This is a genomic window from Streptomyces sp. NPDC090445, assembly GCF_044769385.1.
Classification (GTDB): Bacteria; Actinomycetota; Actinomycetes; order Streptomycetales; family Streptomycetaceae; genus Streptomyces.
Genome location: NZ_JBIVXV010000003.1, coordinates 384,141 through 403,245, shown reverse-complemented (window position 1 = coordinate 403,245; position 19,105 = coordinate 384,141). Strand labels below are relative to the sequence as shown.

The window sequence follows — 19,105 nt, the reverse complement described above, 5'->3', positions numbered from 1 at the left end:
GTTGGAGCCAGTGGACAGGCACAAGGTGATCAAGGCCACCGTGCTGGAGATCGTCAACGAGGTGGGCGGCCCCTGCGACCGGGTGGACGAGTCCCAGCTGCTCGTCGACCAGCTGGGGCTTTCCTCCCTGCACCTGGCACGCATCGTCGCGGTCCTCGAACTGGAACTGGGCGTCGATCCGTTCTCCGAGCAGGTGTCGATCACCAGCGTGCGCACGGTGGGCGACCTGATGCGTGTCTACGACCAGGGAGGGGACTCCCCGGGCGCCGAGGAGGATCAGCAGGCCGACGCGGAGGCGACGGCGGACCGGCGGCGCGCGGTGGCCCGGGGCAACCGCGCCGCCCGGCTCGGCGCACGGACCGACTCGTGACCGGTCAGGACTCGCCTCCCCCCGAGCAGCAGGTCGCCGTCGTCGGCATGGCCGGCCGCTTCCCCGGCGCACCGGACATCGATGCGTACTGGCGGATGGTCGCCGAGGGCCGCACGGCGATACGCGGCCTCAGCGACGCGGAGCTGCGCCGCAGCGGTGTCGACGAGGCGTGGATCAGCCACCGCGACTACGTCAAGACCGCCGCGGTCCTGGACGACACCGACCGGTTCGACGCCCCGTTCTTCGACATGTCCCCCCGGGAAGCGGCCGCTACGGACCCGCAGCACCGGCTGTTCCTGCAGACGTGCTGGCACGCGCTGGAGCACGCCGGGCTGTTGACGCCGACCGGAGCGCCCTCCCACGTCGGGGTGTTCGCCGGATCGGGTGGCGTGATGGCCGGCTACCTGCCGGAGGTCCTCGGCTCGGGCGGCAGACTGCCCGACCCCACCGCCTCCATCGAGCATCTCGGCGTGGACAAGGACTTCCTGGCCACCCGGGTGGCGTACAAGCTGAATCTCACCGGGCCCGCGCTCACCGTGCAGACGGCCTGCTCGACCTCGATGGTCGCGGTGCACCTCGCCTGCCAGAGCCTGCTGAACGGTGAGTGCTCCGTGGCGCTGGCCGGCGGGGTGACCGTCCGCGTGCCCACCGCGGCCGGCTACTTCCACCGCGAGGGCGGAATCCTGTCGCCGAACGGGCGATGCCTGCCGTTCGACGAGAACGCGAACGGCACACTGTTCGGCAGCGGCGTGGGGGCCGTCGTGCTCAAGCCGCTGGAGGACGCGCTGCGCGACGGGGACACCGTCTACGCCACGATCCTGGGCACGGCCGTCAACAACGACGGCGGCGGAAAGGCGAGTTACGGCGCGGCGAGCCTGACCGGCCAACTGGGCGCCATGCGGCAGGCCCTGGCCGTGTCCGGGATCGACCCCGCGACCATCGGCTACGTGGAGGCGCACGGCACGAGCGTTCCCATGGGCGACCCGGTCGAGATCGCGGCCCTCGGCCGGGCCTTGGGCCGCGACACGTCCCGCGCCCTCGGGTCGGTCAAGGCACTGGTGGGTCATCTCGAAGCGGCCGCGGGCGTGGCCGGACTCGTCAAGTCCGTCCTCGCACTGCACCACGGCGTCATCCCGCCCAGCCCCTACTTCACCGCACCCAACCCCACACTCCGGTTGAACCAGGCGGGGTTGTTCGTCAACCGCGAACCGCTGGAGTGGACGGGGTCACCCCGCCGCGCGGCCGTCAACAGCCTCGGCATCGGCGGCACCAACGCCTTCGCCATCCTCCAGCAAGCCCCTCGTCCCGCCCGCCCGGACGACACCAAAACCCGGCCGCAGCCCAGCCGCGAGCCGCTCACGCTGTCGGCCAAGACCGCCGAAGGCCTGCGCGGGCTGGCCCGCGCCTGGGCCGACCGGCTCCGCACGCCCGGCGCCGACCTGCGCGACCTCGCCCACACCAGCCAGGTCGGGCGCCGCCGGTTCGCGCACCGGCTCAGCGTCACCGCCGACTCGGCCGGATCGGCGGCCGACCGGCTCGATTCCTGGCTGGCCGGCGGCCACGCGCCCCTGCACCGGGACGAGGCCCCGACGAGCAGCCCCACGATCGCCTTCCTCTACTCCGGGCAGGGTTCCCAGTACCCGGAGATGACACTCGGGCTGTACCGGGAGAACCCGCTCTTCCGGGCGGCGGTCGACCGGCACGCGCCCGACTTCGCAGCACTGACCGGCGTCGATCCGCTCACAGTGCTCGGGGACGCGGAACTGCTGGCGCGGGCGGAGCTGCTCCAGCCGGTGTTCTTCCTGGCCCAGGTGGCCCTGGCGGAGTTGTGGGGCCACCTGGGCATACGCCCCGAGGCGGTCATCGGCCACAGCCTGGGCGAATACGCGGCGGCGTGCGCGGCCGGGGTGCTCGACGTGGCGGACGCCCTGAGCCTGGTGGCCAGGCGAGGCGAGAGCGTCGCGCGCCTCCCGGTCACGGGGCGCATGATCGCGGTCGGCGGCGCGGACATCGCCGCGGTGGAACGGCTCGTCGCCGCGTACGGCGGGCCGGTGGCCGTCGCCGCGTACAACGCCCCGGACCGGGTGACGGTCTCCGGCAGCGCCTCGGCGGTCTCCGCGCTGGAGCACGCGTTCGCGTCGCGCGGCTGGCCGACCACGCCCCTGGACACCACGCACGCCTTCCACTCGCCCCTCATGGAACCGGCGACCGAGGAACTGCGGGCAGCGGCGCGGGGTGTCCCCCACGCTTCCGCGCGGCTCCCCTTCGTCACCAATGTCACCGGTGCCGCGGCGGGCGCGGACGAGATCGGGCCGGATTACTGGGCGACGCAGCTGACCGCGCCGGTGCGTTTCGCGGACGGCGTCTCTTCCCTGCTCGACAGCGGCGTGACCCATTTCGTGGAGATCGGCCCGTCCGGGACCCTGGCCGCGCTCGGACGCCTGCAGTCCGCGGGCCGTCCCGGCGTCTGGCTGCCGAGTCTGGCCCGGAAGCAGCCGGACACGGCCTCCCTGCTGACGGCCATGACCCGGCTGGAGGCGGACGGGGCCCGGATCGACTGGCCGGCCTACTTCCGGCCGTACGGCCGCGGCAGGGTGGCCGCGCCGCTGTACCCCTTCGCCCGGCACCGCTACTGGGCGGACGGCCGGGCCGGGTCCGCCGGGCCCGGCCGGACGGCCGCTCCGGCCACCGCGTCCTGCGACGTGCCGGCCCTGCGCCGACTGGCGCTGCCGCAGTCGGCGGAGCAGCGCTTCGAGACCCCGGTGAGTACGGCGGCACTGCGCTCCCTGAACGATCACGTGATCACGGACCGGCCGGTGGTGCCGGGTGCGTACCACACCGCGTGCATGCTGGAGGCCGCCACGGACGCCGCCGGGGCGGTCGTGGAGGACCTGGTGTTCCCGCGCGCCCTGCTGCCGGGCGCCGGGGAGCACACCCTGCAGATCGTCGTCGGCCCGGCCGCCGACGGCTGGTCCTCCGCCCGCGTGCTCGGCCTCGACGCGCACGGCACCCCGTACGACGACGACTCCTGGCAGGTGCACGGCGAGGGCCGCATCCGTGCCCTCGACGTGGACGGCCCGCACCCGGCCGGAGCCCGGGCCGTACGGCCGGACCGCCGGCACCGGCCGCACGACGTCGACCGGCTCTACTCCGATCTGCGGGAGGCCGGCTACCGCTTCGGTCCCGCCTTCCGGTGGATCGAGCGGCTGAGCGTGCTCGACGAGGAGACCCTCGGCGACGTCACGCTGACGGCACCGACCGCCAGGGAGCGGACCATGGCCCTGCTGGATTCCTGCATCCAGACGGCCATCGCCGCGGCGGCGGTGCGCGAGCCCTTCCACGGGCGGGTGCTGCTCCCCTTCCGGATCGCGCACGCCGCCTTCCACACGCTCGGCGGCGCCCGCGACACCGGTCGGGTACGCGTCGTGTCGCGCGTCCTGGACCGGCACAGGATGATCGCGGACGTCCGGCTGGAGGACGGGGACGGCCACCCGCTGCTCGACCTCACCGGCCTGGAACTGCGGTTCCTCGACCGCTCCCGGCTGACGGGCAGGGAACCGGAGAGCCTCGTGTACGCGGACGGCTGGGAGGAGTGCCCGGCACCGGCTCCCGGGCGCCTCGACGGCAGCCGGTGGATCGTCCTCGGGGACGGGCACGGCTACTGGAAGCGGCTGGCGGCCGGGGTGCGCGCGCGGGGCGGGCACTGCACCGTCGTCGAAGCGGGCACCGAGTTCGTACGGCACGACGACGAACACTGCACACTCGACCCCGCCGACCCGGACCAACTGGACCGGCTGTTCCGGGAGACCGCAGGCCCGGCACACCTCGTCCACTGCCTCGCGCTGGGCAGCACCCGGTACGACGGGGCCGGGACCCGAACCGTGTGCGGCAGCGTCCCGGCCGTCGTGCAGGCCGCGGAACGCGCCGGCCGGCAGCCGGCGACCGTCACGCTGGTCACCTGCGGTGCCGTTCCCGTCCATGACCCGGGCGAGGTGCGCGACCCCCACCCGGCGATGCTGTGGGGCCTAGGGCGCACCCTGGCCCTGGAACTGCCGGAACTCGACGTCGCCCTGTGCGACGTCGACCCGGGCGACCCCGTCGCGTCCCTCGACCTGCTCGCCGCCGCCCTCGCGGCACCCGCCCTGCCGGGCGAGTCCGCCGTCCGTCAGGGCCGGCTGTACCGCGGCGCCCTGCGCCGCGAGGCCGCGTCCGGCCGGGGCGCGGGCCGGCTGAGCGGCCGGGGGTGCCATCTGGTCACCGGAGGCCTGGGAGCACTCGGGCTGCGCACCGCGGCCTGGCTCGCCGGGCGCGGCGCACGGCATGTCGTCCTCGCCTCGCGCCACGCACCCGGGCCCGAGGCCCGGTCCGCCGTCGCGGAGTTGGAGGCCTCGGGCCTGGACGTCACCGTCGTCAGCCTGGACGTGACCGACGAGGCGGCGGTCGACGACCTGGTGGCCCGCGCCGAGAAGGAGTGGGGCGGTCTGCGGAGCGTGGTGCACGCCGCCGGGATCATCGACGACGCGGTCGTCTCCCGGCTGGACTGGGAGTCCTTCGCCCGGGTCACGGCCCCCAAGGTGGCCGGGGCCTGGAACCTGCACCGCGCGACCCTCGACTGCGCGATGGAGGAGTTCATCCTCTTCTCGTCCACGGCCGCCCTGCTGGGCTCGCGGGGGCAGGCCCACTACGCGGCGGGCAACGCCTTCCTCGACGGATTCGCGCACTACCGCAGGGCTCTGCGCCTTCCGGCCCTCAGCGTCGACTGGGGCCCGTGGAGCATCGGGATGGCGGACCGCCTCGACCCGCAGCTCCAAGGGCGCCTGACAGCGGCCGGTTTCACGCTCCTCGACCCGGAGTCCGCCTTCGAGGCGCTGGAGCAGGCGCTGGCCGGGGGGCACCGGCAGGTCGGCGTCTTCCGGGTCGACTGGGACCGCTACCAGGACCGGCACCCGCGGGGGCGGTCCCTGCGGGCACGCCCCCGGCCTGCCGAGCCGCCCGTCGACGACGCGGGCCCGAAGCTGCGCCACGCCTGGGCGCTCGCGTCCGCGGAGCAGCGCGAGGGCCGCGTCACGAGCTATCTGCGCACCATGCTCGCCGCCCGTCTCGGTATCTCCCCCGAGGCGATCCACCCTGATGTGTCGCTGACGGCGCTCGGCCTGGACTCGCTGCTCGCCGTCGAGGTCCGCGGCCAGATCCGCCGCGATCTGGACGTCGACCTGCCCCTCACCGGGCTGCTCGACGCGGACGCCTTCCGGAACCTGGCGGACGCCCTGCTCGACCGGCTGGACCACGGCGCCGCCGGGGGGACCCCGCAGGCCTCGCCGGCCGCCGCGTCACCACCTCCGGCCGGCAGCGGCCTGCCGGTGGGCAGGGCCCTGTCGCCCTCGGAGGCCGAGCGCCTCCTGTCCTCCCTGGACACCCTCGGCGAGGCGGAGATCCAGGCGCTCGCGGAGTTGCTGGCAGAACGAGGAGCCGAGGAAGAGTGAAAACGGCATGACCGACCACGCCACGCGCCGACGCCTCCAGGAGATGCTCCGGCGCCGTGCGAGCGAGGCCCGCACCGAGGTCCCGCTCTCGTACGGCCAGCACTCACTGCTGTTGCTCCACCACATGGAGCCGGAGAGCCCCGCGTACAACGTGGGGTTCGCCGCGCGCTTCACCGGCGGGTTCGACGCGGACGCCCTGCACGGCGCCGTGCGCTCGCTGGTCACCCGGCACGAGATGCTGCGCACCACGTTCCGGGGGTGGGACGTCTCGGCCCGGCAGGTCGTCCACGGATGGCTGGAGCCCGGCTTCGAGCGTGTCGAGGCCCTGGAGTGGACCGAGGAGCAGGTGCACGAGCGGGTGCACGCGGATTACCGCAGGCCCCTGGACATCATGGCCGGGCCGCCGTTCCGGACCCATGTGTACGACGTCGCACCGGCTGAGGCCGTGGTGCTGCTGGTGCTGCACCATGTGGTCGTCGACTTCCACTCCCTGGGCACCCTCGTGCAGGAGCTCGGCGAGCTGTACGCCGGCGAGGTCCGGCAGCAGCCGGTGACCCTGCCCGCGCGAAACGTGGGCTACGCCGACTTCGTCCGCTACCAGCAGGACCTGCTGGCCGACGAGCGGGGTGCCAGGGCGCGCGCCTACTGGCACGAGCGGCTCGGAGGAGACCTTCCGGTCGGTGAGTGGCCCGCGTTCCGGATCGACCCGGAGCAGTCGGAGGGCGGTGCGTCGGCCGACTTCGAGCTTCCGGCCGGGTTGGCCCGGGAGGTGTTCTCCTTCGCCAAGGCGGAGAAGGTCACCCCGTACGTCCTGCTGCTGACGGTCTACCAATCGCTGATCGGCCGTTACACGGACAGCGACGAGGTGCTGATCGGCACTCCGGTGGCGGGCCGCACCGACCCGGCCTTCGACGCGTGTGTCGGCTACTTCGTCGACCCGTCGGTGCTGCGCGCCGATTTCGCCGCGGCGCCGTCCTTCCGCGAGGCGCTGCGGGACACCCGGCGCCGGGTCGCCGAGGCCCTGGAGTACCAGGACTACCCGTTCGAGTTGCTGGTCAGGGAACTGGTGCCGCGCCGGGTGGCGGACCGCAACCCGGTCTTCCAGACCATGTTCATCTACCAGAAGCCGCAGCGGTTCCCCGAACTCGCCTCGCTGTACACGGGAGTCCCCCACGCGACGCCGGTCCTCTGGGGAGGACTGACGCTGCTCCCCTTCCGACTGGCGCAGCAGGAGAACCAGCTCGATCTCATCCTGGAGATCGTCCAGGATGCGGAGCGGCTGCTGGGGGTCGTCAAGTACCGCAAGGCCGTGTTCTCCGAGGCCGCGGCGCACCGCGCGGTGGCGCACTTCGAGCGCCTGCTGCGCGGCGCCATGGCGGCTCCCGACCGGCCGATGACCGAGCTGCCGCTGGTCGCGGACGCCGACGAGGCGCTTCCGCGGCGCCTGCCCCCGGTCTCCGCCGACGCCTCCGACAGCCTGGTGCGCCGCTTCGAGCGGACCGCCGCACGGCGCGCCGAGCACGTGGCCCTGCGGTACGCCGGCCGCGAGCTCACGTATCGGGAGCTCGACGAACGCGCGGACGGCTGGGCGGCCCGGCTGCGTGCGGCGGGCGTGCGCCGCGGCGAGCGGGTCGCGGTGCTCATGGAACCCTGCGAGGACCTCGTCGTGGCGCTCCTCGCCGTGCTGAAGGCCGGGGCCGCGTACGTCTCTCTCGATTCCCGTCATCCGGAAGCCCGGTGGGGGACGTTGCTGGCCGACTGCCGGGCCCGGATCGTCCTCACCCGCACTCCCTTCGCCAGGACGTTGAAAGGCCTCGGGGCGCGGCCGCTGTGCATGGACGGTGCGGACCTTCCCGCCGGGCGGGCGGCCGACGGGCGGGCAGCTGCCGGACCGGTCGACGCCCGGGATCTGGCGTACACCGTCTACACCTCGGGCTCGACGGGCGTGCCGAAGGGCATCGACGTCCTTCACGGCAATGTGCTCAGCCTGATGGACGCGGCCGCCGAACTCGTGCCGCCGGACGAGGAGGCCGTGTGGACGATCTTCCACTCGACCGCCTTCGACCTGTCGGTGTGGGAGCTGTGGGCGCCGCTGCTGTCCGGGGCCTGTCTGGTGGTCGTGCCGGGAGAGACCGCCACGTCGCCCGACCTCTTCCACGATCTGCTGCTGGCGGAGCGCGTCACCCATCTGACCCTGACGCCGTCCGGTCTGCACGGCCTCGCCGCCGTACTGCGGGAGCGCGGTGCCGGCGACCTGCCGCTGGAGCACGTCTTCTCCTGCGGGGAACAACTCCCGGCGCCCCTGGCCCGCGACGTCCTCGACTGGTGCGGCTCCCTGTGGAACCTGTACGGGCCCGCCGAGACGACCGTCTTCGTGACGGCGCAGCGCGTCCGTCCCGAGGACTGCACCGGCTCGGGTGTCCCGGTCGGGCTGCCCCTGGCCAACGCCCGGGTGCACGTCCTGGACCGGCACGGCCAGGTCGTCCCGCCGGAGATCCCGGGCGTGCTCCACATCAGTGGCCCCGCCGTCGCCCGGGGCTATCTCCACCGGCCCGAGCTGGACGGGGAGCATTTCGTCCCGAGCCCGTTCGGGGCCGAGGGGGAGCGCATGTACCGCACCGGGGACCTGGCCCGGGTCACGCCGGACGGCCGCGTCGAGATCCTGGGGCGCATCGACCACCAGGTGAAGGTCAACGGTTTCCGGGTCGAGTTGGAGGAGGTCGAAGCCCAGCTGGACGGCCTGCCGGAGGTCGCCCGGGCGGCCGCCCTCGTCGCGGGCAGCGCGGCGGACGACCGGCGTCTCGTCGCCTGCGTCGTGCCGGCACCCGGATCGGCGCCCGCCGAAGCGGACCTGCGCGCCGAACTCCGGTCCCGGCTGCCCCCGTACATGGTGCCCGCGTCCGTCCTCCTGGTCGACGCACTGCCCCTGACCGGAAACCGGAAGGTCGACCGGGCAGCCCTCGCCGCGCGCGTGGCCGAGGCCGCCGCCACGGCGGAAGGACGACCCGCCACGACGGCGGCAGACGGCCCCGAGCACACCGTGGCCGGCATCTGGCAGCAGGTGCTGCACCGGCAGGGCGTCGGAGCCCACGACAACTTCTTCGACCTCGGCGGCAATTCCATGCTGCTGCTCCAGGTGCACCGCCGGCTGGCGGAGGCCTTCCCGGACCGGCCCCTCTCCGTGAACGAACTGTTCCGCTTCACCACCGTCGCCGACCTGGCCCGGCGGCTCGGCACCCCGGCGGGGAGCAGCGGCGACCGGGCCGAGGACGAGACCGCGGACAGGGGCAGGCGTCGGGCCTCCAAGCGGCGCGAACGGGTACCGGGGCAGGCGCGCGCCCATGCACGGCGCCGCGGCCCCGACCGGCGTACATCGCAACCATCGAAGGACGGGGATGACTGACCATTACTCGGAGGACCACGAGCCGCAACCGAGTGACATAGCGGTGATCGGCATGGCCGGCCGGTTCCCGGGCGCACCGGACCTCACCCGGTTCTGGCAGCGGCTCAGGGCCGGCCACGACCTGCGCACCTTCCACACCGACGAAGAGCTGGCCAGGGCGGGTACGCCGGAGCACCTGGTGGCCGACCCGCGGTTCGTCAAGGTGTCGGCCGCACTGCCCGACGCCTACGTCTTCGACCACGAGTTCTTCGGCTTCACCCGCCGCGAGGGCGAACTCCTCGACCCGCAGCAGCGGCTCATGCTGGAGACGGCCTGGGAGCTGCTGGAGACCATCGGGTACGCGGGCGAACCGGGCGACGAGGCCATCGGGGTCTTCGCCGGGGCCACCATGAACACGTATCTCACCAACGTCGTGGCCCGGGCGTGCGACCTGCTGTCGTACGACGGCACCGAGATCATGCTCACCAACGACAAGGACTACCTGCCGACCCGTGTCTCGTACAAGCTGGGCCTCAAGGGTCCGAGCGTCAATGTGCAGACCGCCTGCTCCACGTCGCTCGTGGCCGTGCACCTCGCCGTGCAGAGCCTGCTGACGGGCGAGTCCGACATCGCGCTGGCGGGCGGGGTCTCCGTGGTGGCCAACCCGTACCCCGGCTACCTGCACCAGGACGGGATGATGATGTCGCCGGACGGGCGCTGCCGGCCGTTCGACGCCGCCGCGGCCGGCACCACTTTCGGCGACGGTGTCGGCATGGTGGCGCTGAAGCGGCTCGCCGAGGCGGTCGAGGACGGCGACCGGGTCCTGGCCGTGGTCAAGGGATCGGCGGTGAACAACGACGGCTCCGACAAGATCGGTTACACCGCGCCGAGCATCACCGGCCAACGGGCCGCCATCACCGAGGCGCATGCCGTCGCGGGTGTGGACGGCTCCGGCATCGGCTACGTCGAGGCCCACGGCACCGCGACCGCGCTCGGCGACCCCATCGAGTTCACCGCGCTGCGCGAGGCGTTCGAGCTCGGTGGTGACCGCCGCTCGCCCTGCGTTCTCGGGTCCGTCAAGGCCAACGTCGGGCACCTGGCTGCCGCCGCGGGCATCGCCGGGTTCATCAAGACCGTGCTCGCCCTCCAGCACCGGGAGATCCCCGGACACCCCTCCTTCGAGCGCCCGCACCCGTCGATGGACCTCGCAGGCAGTGGCTTCGCCGTCAACACGCTGCCGATGGCCTGGCCTCGCGGGGACACGCCGCGCAGGGCCGGAGTGAGCTCCTTCGGCGTCGGCGGCACCAACGCCCACGTGGTGCTGGAAGAGGCCCCCGCCCGGCCGCCGGCCCCGTCGAGCGGGGACTGGCAGCTGCTGGCGGTGAGCGCTCGCACCGAGGACACGCTGCGGGAACAGACCATCGGGATCGCCGACGCCCTCACCGCCCCGGACGCGCCGGACCTCGCGGACGCCGCGTACACCCTGCGGGTGGGCCGCCGGTCCTTCGCCCACCGCCGTGCGGTCGTGGCCGCCGACGCCCGACAGGCCGCGGCAGCACTGCGAGCCCCGGCCTCCTCGGCTCCCGCGGCACCGGGGCAGGTGTCACTGCTGCTCGGTGAGGCGGCGCCCGGCGACTTCCAGGACCTCACCGCGCGGCTCCCCGAGGTCCGGGAGGCGCTTCGGCGCTCCCGGAAGCGGCTCGCCCCGCCCGCCGGGCAGCCCGAACTCCCGGACTTCGTCGCCCACCACGCCCTCGCGACGTTGTGGACCCGTTCGGGTGTGGAGCCGCGCGCGGTCGGCGGCCAGGGTGCCATGGAACTCCTCGCGGGCTGCCTGGCCCACGTCCTGGAACCGTCCGAAGCGCTGGCACTGCTGGCCTGGCGGGCCGGACTGGCCCCGGACGCGCCCCGCCTCACCCTGCGGCCCCCGCGGATCCCGGTCCTCTCCGCCGTGACCGGCACGGCGCTCGACGAGTCCCGGGCCCTCGACCCCCGTCACTGGACCGAGGACATCTGGCAGGGCGACCGGCTCGCCGAGGCGTTTGCCGGGCCGGCGGACACCGGTCGCGTCCTCGTCGTGGGCCGGGCTCCCGCCGCGCTGCGGAACGACCCGCGGCTGCTGACGGCCGAAGCGCCGCCCGTCGCGGAGGACGGCGGCCCGGACCCGAGGCCGGCGACAGCACGGCTCCTCCAGGTCGCCGGACAGCTCTGGGAAGCGGGAACGCCCGTGGACTGGACCGGCTGGCACGGCGCGCAGCGGCGTCGCCGGGTCGCGCTGCCCACGCACCCCCTCCACGGCCGGGAGCTGCGGTTGCGGCCGCCGTCGGACCGCGGATCCCACGGCAGGAGCCGCAACCCGGCCGACTGGATCCACGCCGAGACCTGGCAGCGGATCGGCCCCGCGCCTGCGGCGCCTGCGCTGACCGGGCACTGGCTGGTGTTCGGCGACCGCGCCGGTACCGGGGACTCCCTGGCATCCGCGCTGCGCACCCGGGGGGCGAGCGTCACCGTCGTACGCCAGGGCGACGGCTTCCGTCGGACGGACGCGGAATCCTTCACCCTCGACCCGGCCGACCCCGCCGGGTACGGCGCCCTGATCGACGCGCTCCGGTCCGAAGGCCCTCCCCCGGACCGGATCGTGCACCTGTGGACCCTGGACACCGACCCGGCCGCCCCGCTGGACGCCGACGAGGTCGAGCCCTCCCTGGAGCGTGGTCTGTTCAGCGTCCTCGACCTGGCCGGGAACCTCGCCCGGGTCCCGGCCGCCGGTCCGATCCGTATCGTCGCCGTCACCCGGGGGCTGCACGACGTGTCGGGCGGCGAGCCGGTCTCCCCGGCCTCGGGCATGGTCGACGCCGCCTGCACCGTCATCCGGCAGGAGTCCGCCGGCATCCGCTGCCGGACGGTGGACCTCGGCCCCGACGACGTACCGGCGGACACCCTCGTGGCCGAGCTGCTCGCCGACGACGAGCCGTCCGTGGCCCTGCGCAACTCCCATCGCTGGACACCCGGTTTCGCACCCGTGCCCGCCACCCGGCTGAGCGGTCCCGGACGACTCGTCCCCGGCGGGGTCTACCTCATCACCGGCGGCCTGGGAAGGATCGGGCTGACCCTGGCCGAGCAGCTGGCCAGGAGCACCGGCGCGCGGCTCGTCCTCGTCGGCCGCTCGGCGTTCCCCGCTCCCGAGGCGTACGACCCCTGGATCGCCGAGCACGGCCACCGGGACCCGGTCAGCCGTGCCATCGAACGCATCCGTGCCATCGAACAGCTCGGTGGTGAGGTGCTGGTCGGGACCGCGGACGTCACCGACGCCGACGCCATGTCCGCGCTCGTCGACACCGCGCAGCACCGCTTCGGGCGCATCAACGGCTGGTTCCACGCGGCCGGGCTGCCGACGGACCAGGTCGTGCGCTGGATCGACGGCACCGACCGGGCCGGATGGCGGGAGGTCCTCGCTCCGAAGGTCACCGGCGCGATGGTGCTCCGGAAGGTCTTCGCGGACCGGCCCGTCGACTTCGGCTGCATGGTCTCCTCCCTGTCCTCCGTCGTCGGCGGCGTCGGCTACGCCGGGTACGCCGCCGCCAACCGGTTCCTCGACGCCCTGGCCCAGCGTGACAGCCGCACGCTGAGCGTGGCCTGGGAGGGCTGGGCCTTCCCCGAGTCCGCCGCACCCGCCGGCGACCACCGCTCCCAGGCCTGGCAGGAGGTCCGGCAGCTGGCCCTGACCCCCGAGGAAGGCGCCGAGGTCTTCGACCTGGCCCTGCGCTGCATCTCCCACAACCGGCTGGCGGTGTCCACCAGCGATCTGGAACACCGGATCCGGCGCTGGACCCGGCCCTCGGCCGCGGCGCGGAGCGCCCCGCAGAACCGTCCCCCACGGCACGGCACAGGCGCAGACCTGCGACGCACCCTGGCCACGCTGTGGTCCGAAGTACTGCGCACCGAGGTCGACCGCTTCGACCAGAGCCTGTTCGACATGGGCGGCGACTCCCTGCTCGCCGTACAGCTCGCCCGGCGGATCACGGACGAGCTCCGGACGCCCCTGACCACCACCGACCTGTTGGAGAACCCGACGATCGACCATCTCGCGGCGCACCTGGAGCAGGGTGCGCCGGCTGACCAGGGGATGTCCACGCAACGCGCGGCACGGCGGGCTCGTGGCCGCAGCACTCGCCGAAGGGGCTCGGACGGATGAACAAGGAATCGAGCATCGCCGTCGTCGGAATGGCGGGGCGCTTCCCCGGCAGCGACACCCTGGACAGCTTCTGGGCCGCCCTGGACGAGGGCCGGGAGGCCGTACGGGACTACACGGAACTGGAACTGCGGCGGACCGGCGTGGACCCGGCGCTCCTCTCCGACGCCGACTACGTGAGGCGCGGCGCCCACCTGCGGAACATCGACCGGTTCGACGCGTCCTTCTTCGGCTACACGGGCCGGGAAGCCGAACTCATGGACCCGCAGCAGCGGATCTTCCTGGAGCTCTGCCATGAGGCGCTGGAGGGCGCCGGACACGGACCGGGGACCTTCGACGGGGCCATCGGCGTGTACGCGGGCACCCGCCGCAGCGGATACGGCGATCTGCTGAACCGTCCCGAATACGACAACGTCACCGACGAGTTCATCAAGGCCAGCAACGAGCCGGACGCCCTCGCCACCAAGATCGCCTACAAGCTCGGCTGCACCGGGCCCGCCTTCACCGTCCAGACCTACTGCTCCAGCTCGCTCGTCGCCGTCCACCTGGCCTGCCGGCAACTGCTCGACGGCGAGTGCGACATCGCACTGGCGGGCGGCGTCGCCCTGCGCATCCCGCAACACACCGGGTATCTGTGGCGGCCCGGGGGCACCCGCTCGCAGGACGGCCGCTGCCGCCCCTTCGACGCCTCCGCCAATGGGCTGATCTTCGGCGACGGCGCGGGCGTCGTCGTGCTGCGCCCCCTGGAGGACGCCGAGGCCGACGGCGACCCGATCCTCGCGGTGATCCGCGGCTCGGCCCTCACCAACGACGGGGCACAGCGCGCCGGCTACGCCGCTCCCGGTGTCGCCGGACAGGCGCGGGCCGTACGCGAGGCACTCGAAGCCGCGGAGGTCGACCCGGCCGAGGTGTCGTACGTGGAGGCGCACGGCGCCGGGACCCCGCTGGGCGACAGCATCGAGATCAAGGCGCTGACCCAGGCCTTCGGCGGCGAACGGCACGGGTACTGTGCGATCGGTTCCGTGAAGGCCAACGTCGGGCACCTCGACGCGGCGGCCGGCATCACCGGACTGGTCAAGACCGTCCTCGCCCTTCGCCACCGGCGGATCCCGGCCAGTCTCAACTTCCACGTGCCCCATCCGGAGATCGATCTCATCGGCTCTCCCTTCTATGTCAGCGCCGAGTCCGGCGACTGGGACCCGCCGTCCGGCCGGCGCATCGCGGGGGTCAGCTCGCTCGGCATCGGCGGCACCAACGCCCATGTGGTCCTGGAGGAGGCCGCCGACGTCCCGAACGAGCCCTCCGCGGCGCGGCGGCACCTGATCGTGCTGTCCGCCAAGAGCCGGGAGGCGCTCGACGTGGCGACCACGGAGCTGCGCCGGCACCTGGAGGAGCACCCGGACCTGAACCCGGCCGATGTGGCCTACACGCTCCAGCGCGGGCGGCAGGCGCACCGCTACCGGCGCGTGCTGATCGCCGGTGACTGCGCCGAGGCGGCGCGGAGCCTGCGGCGGGCCGCGTACCGCGACGGCGACGCCATGACGGGAGACGCGCCGCGGCTGTCCGGTGACGCCCTGCAGGACCTGGGCAGCCGCTGGCTCGCCGGAGAGGCCGTCGACTGGAGCGAGCTCTATCCGGGAGAGCGTCGGCGGCGCCTGCCGCTGCCGACGCATCCGATGCTGCGCAAGCGCCACTGGCCCGCCGAGACCCCGGCGAGCGAGGACCGGGGCGTGCAGGAAGTCGGTGACGCCGGTGGCGCCACCGTGGCCGATGCGGTCGAGGCCACGTCATCCCCGTCCATCGAAGAAGTGAAGAGCGAGGCACCGTACGTGGATCCCATCCTGCCGGAACTCATCGCCATCGTCGCGGAGCGGTTCAAGATCGCTCCGGAGGACCTCGACCCGGATGTGCCCTTCCTCGAACTGGGCGGGGACTCGATGCTGCTGCTCAGCGTGCTGCCGGTGCTGGAGGACCGCTACGGGTGCAGGCTCTCGCTGCGGCAGTTCTTCTCGGAGTTCCGGACCCTGACCGAACTCGCGGGCCATCTGCGGGTCAACGCGCCGGCCGAGCGTCTGGCAGGGCCGGCGCCGACGGAGCCGACGGGCGGCGTCGACACTCCGGTCACCGGGCCGGTCACCGGGCCGGTCGCAGGGCCGCCGGTCGCCGGGCCGGTCTCCCACCCGGTCGCCGCTCCCGCAGTGCCGGTGGCACCCGCCCCGTTCGCCACCGCGCCGACCTCGGTCGGCGCCCCGGCCGACCGGGATCCGGCTTCGCCGTCGCCGCTGGAGCGCCTCGCGATGGAGCAGCTGCGTGTGATGCAACGCCAGCTGGAGCTGATGGGAGGCCAGGCCGCTGCCGGTCCCGCGCCCGCTGCCGTCGCCGGCACCGCTTCCCCGGCGAGCGCCGCCGAGAGCGGGCCCCGGCCGGCCCCGGCGCTCCCCGCATCCGGGCAGGCAGCGTCCTCCGCCCCGGACAGGCCGCAGGTGCCACTCGCTCCCGGCAAGCGGGCCGCCGCGGCCGCTCCGGCCGAGTCCGCCCGTCGGGCCCGCTACCTGGAGACCCTGGTCAAGCGGTACGGCGACCGCACGCGCCGCTCCAAGGAGTTCGCCCAGCGCTTCCGGCCGATGGTGTCCGACAGCCGGTCCACCATCGGCTTCCGGCCCTCCACCAAGGAGCTGCTCTACCCGCTGGCGGCCGAGCGCGGACGCGGAGGCCGGCTGTGGGACGTCGACGGCAACGAGTACGTCGACCTCACCATGGGCTTCGGCGTCCACCTGCTGGGCCACAACCCACCGCTCGTCATGGACGCGCTGCGGGAGCACACGGAACGGGGCTTCGTCCTCGGCCCCCGCACGGAGCTGGTCGAGGACGTCGCGGCGGGCATCCTGGAACTCACCGGGATGGACCGGGTCGCCTTCGTGAACACCGGCAGCGAGGCCGTGATCACCGCGCTGCGGCTGGCACGGGCGGCAACCGGACGCGACAAGGTCGTCCTGTTCTCCACGGGCTACCACGGGCACTCCGACGGGGTGCTCGCCGCACCTCGCTACGACAACGGCCGCCTCCGCTCCCAGCCCATCGCGGCCGGGATCTCGCCCAGCGCGGTGGAGAGCGTCTACGTCCTGGAGTTCGGCTCCGCCGAGGCGCTGGACTTCATCCACAAGCACGGTTCGGAGCTCGCCGCGGTCGTCACGGAGCCGGTGACCACCCGTCACCCCGGCGAGCAGGATCCGGCGTTCCTGCACCGGCTGCGGGAGATCACCACGGCCCACGGCATCAAGCTGATGTTCGACGAGATGGTGACCGGCTTCCGCTGCCATCCGGGCGGCGTGCAGGGGCTGCTCGGCATCGAGGCCGACATCGTGACGTACGGAAAGGTCATCGGCGGCGGCATGCCGCTGGGAGTGGTCGCCGGGCGCGGCGGGGTGATGGACGCGATCGACGGCGGCGTCTGGAACTTCGGCGACGACACGTATCCGGCGGTGGAGTCCACCTTCTTCGGCGGCACCTTCAACCAGCACCCGCTGTCCATGGTCGCCTCCAAGGCCGTACTGGATCACCTGCGTGCCGAAGGCCCCGGTCTCCAGGAGGGGTTGGACCGCAAGACGGAGCGGTTCGTCGACCAGCTGAACGAGGACCTGCGGGAGCTGGAGGCGCCCATCGAGATCCGGCGGTTCTCCTCCCTGTTCCGGTTCGAGCACGACGTGAACGTGGACCTCTTCTACTACAACCTCATCGACCGCGGCGTCTTCATGTGGGAGTGGCGCAACTGCTTCCTGTCCACGGCGCACGAGCAGGCCGATCTGGACCATGTGCGCGAGGCCGTGAACGACTCGATCCGCGAGATGCGGGACAACGGCGTGCTGGGCAGGGCGAGCGGCGCCGCCTCGGGCCGCGGCACCGCACCGGCCACGACCGGCGCGGCCGCGACCGCCGCCGCCACGACCGGCGCGGCCGCGACCGCCGCCCCGGCACCCCGGGCCGGCCTGGCCCAGAAGCAGCTGTGGGCCCTGGCACAGATCGGGGACGCGGGATCCCTCGCCTATGCCCTGTCGACGTCGCTGTGGCTGGAGGGGCCGCTCGACCCGGCCGCGCTGCGCACCGCCGTCACGGGCCTGGTGGCCCGGCACGAGTCGCTGCGGACCACCTTCAGCGCCGACGGCGAGACGCTGATCGTCCACGACCCGGGCCGGTCGACATGGGACGAGGTCCTCACCGAGCGGGTCTGTGAGGACGAGCAGGACCTGACCGGGATGCTCGAAAGCGAGGCGGACCGGCCGTTCGACCTCGAACACGGCCCGGCCTTCCGCGTCTCGTTGATCCGCACCGGCGCGCAGCGGCACCTCCTGCTCCTGATGGTGCACCATGCCGTTGCCGACGGCTGGTCCACGGTCACGATCCTGCGCGACCTCTTCGCGCTGTACAACGCGGCCGCCACCGGGAGCGCCGCCGATCTGCCGCCCGCCGTCCAGTTCCGCTCCTTCCTCGGCTGGCAGGAAGACTTCCGCGCCGGGGACGAGGCCGCCCGTCAACGCGACCACTGGCACGCGGTGCTGGCCGGTGCCCCGGAACTGGCCCTGCCGACGACGAAGGCGACGGGCACCCCTCCGTACCGGGCCTCCCGGCACAGCGTGGCCGTCGACCGTGAGCTGGCCGACCGGCTCCGCTCGGCGGCCGCCGACGCGGGCGTGACGGTCTTCGCCTACCTGGTGTCCGCGTGGGCGGCGACGCTCCACCGGCTCACCGGACAGAGCGACGTGGTGCTGCCGGTCGCCGCGGCCCGTCGGCCCCCGCAGTTCGACGAGGTGGTCGGCTACTGCACCAACGTGCTGCCGCTGCGGCTGCGGCCGGCCGGGGACCGCACCGTCGCCCAACTCCTCGGCGACGTGCAGGAGGCGCTGCTCGATGCGCTGGAGCACCAGAACCACCCCTTCTCGGACCTGGTCGCCGAGCTCGGCGGGACGGGCGGTGAGCTGCGCAGCAACCTGCTCGGCACCTCGATCGCCTTCGACCGCGAGCTGGCCCCGCCGGCCCTGCACGCGGTGCGCGTCACGGAGGCCGAGGCACTGCCGATCCGGTACACGGCCTACGCTGTCGCGGTCAACGTCCTGGAGACGGCCGAGGGGCACCGGTTCGACTTCGACATCGCCGAGGAGCTGTTCGCGGCGGAGCTGACCGAGCGGCTGCCGCACCACTACCTGACCCTGTTGCGCGCCATGCTGGACGACGCCGGGCAGCGCCTGGACGCGCTGGACGGTCTGACGGAGCACGACCGGGCCCGACTCCTGTCGTACGGCGAGGGACCGGACGCCGCGGAAACGTCCGGCGGCCCCGTCCACGGGCTCCTCGCGGCCCAGGCGGCTGCCGCGGCCGGCGGGGAGGCATCGGATTCCACGGGGACGGCGCAGCAGGGCAGGGTGGCGCAGGTCGTTCTGAAGCACGTGCGCGAGCTGCTCGGTCTCGAAGAGGTGGGCCTGGACGACGACTTCTTCGCGGTGGGCGGCAACTCCATCTCCGCGGTGCACTTGGCTCAGCGGTTCCGTGAGGAGGTCGACGTCGAGCGGCCCGTGCGCATGGTGTTCGAGAACCGTCCGCTGCGGGCTCTCGTCGAGGCGCTGGACGCGCGCACGTCCGACTGAGCGGTCGGGCGCAGGACGACGGCGGTCGGGCTCCCCCGT

General features: G+C 73.6%; 5 protein-coding genes. All 5 read left to right on the top strand.

Annotation, left to right across the window (positions count from 1 at the left end; all coding sequences use genetic code 11):
• Window positions 1-10 precede the first annotated feature (10 nt).
• The 5 genes from ACIQUT_RS09870 to ACIQUT_RS09850 are packed head-to-tail and all read left to right on the top strand — an operon-like array spanning window position 11 to window position 19,066.
• Complete coding sequence (locus ACIQUT_RS09870) at window positions 11-370, top strand: acyl carrier protein (RefSeq protein WP_403561283.1); 360 nt, start codon at window positions 11-13, stop codon at window positions 368-370.
• Window positions 367-5,853 carry a type I polyketide synthase gene (locus ACIQUT_RS09865; RefSeq protein WP_403561281.1) on the top strand — a complete coding sequence of 1,829 codons (5,487 nt, stop codon included), beginning with the start codon at window positions 367-369 and terminating at the stop codon, window positions 5,851-5,853. Before ACIQUT_RS09870 ends, ACIQUT_RS09865 begins: the two co-directional genes overlap by 4 nt.
• A 7-nt stretch (window positions 5,854-5,860) precedes the next feature.
• Window positions 5,861-9,256 carry an amino acid adenylation domain-containing protein gene (locus ACIQUT_RS09860; RefSeq protein ID WP_403561279.1) on the top strand — a complete coding sequence of 1,132 codons (3,396 nt, stop codon included), beginning with the start codon at window positions 5,861-5,863 and terminating at the stop codon, window positions 9,254-9,256.
• Entirely contained in the window at window positions 9,249-13,430 is a 4,182-nt protein-coding gene (locus ACIQUT_RS09855) for an SDR family NAD(P)-dependent oxidoreductase (protein ID WP_403561277.1), read from the top strand. The genes ACIQUT_RS09860 and ACIQUT_RS09855 overlap by 8 nt, the downstream gene beginning before the upstream one ends.
• Window positions 13,427-19,066: an aminotransferase class III-fold pyridoxal phosphate-dependent enzyme gene (locus tag ACIQUT_RS09850; RefSeq protein WP_403561275.1), complete on the top strand. Its 5,640-nt coding sequence runs from the start codon at window positions 13,427-13,429 to the stop codon at window positions 19,064-19,066. Before ACIQUT_RS09855 ends, ACIQUT_RS09850 begins: the two co-directional genes overlap by 4 nt.
• The last annotated feature ends 39 nt before the right edge of the window (window positions 19,067-19,105 follow it).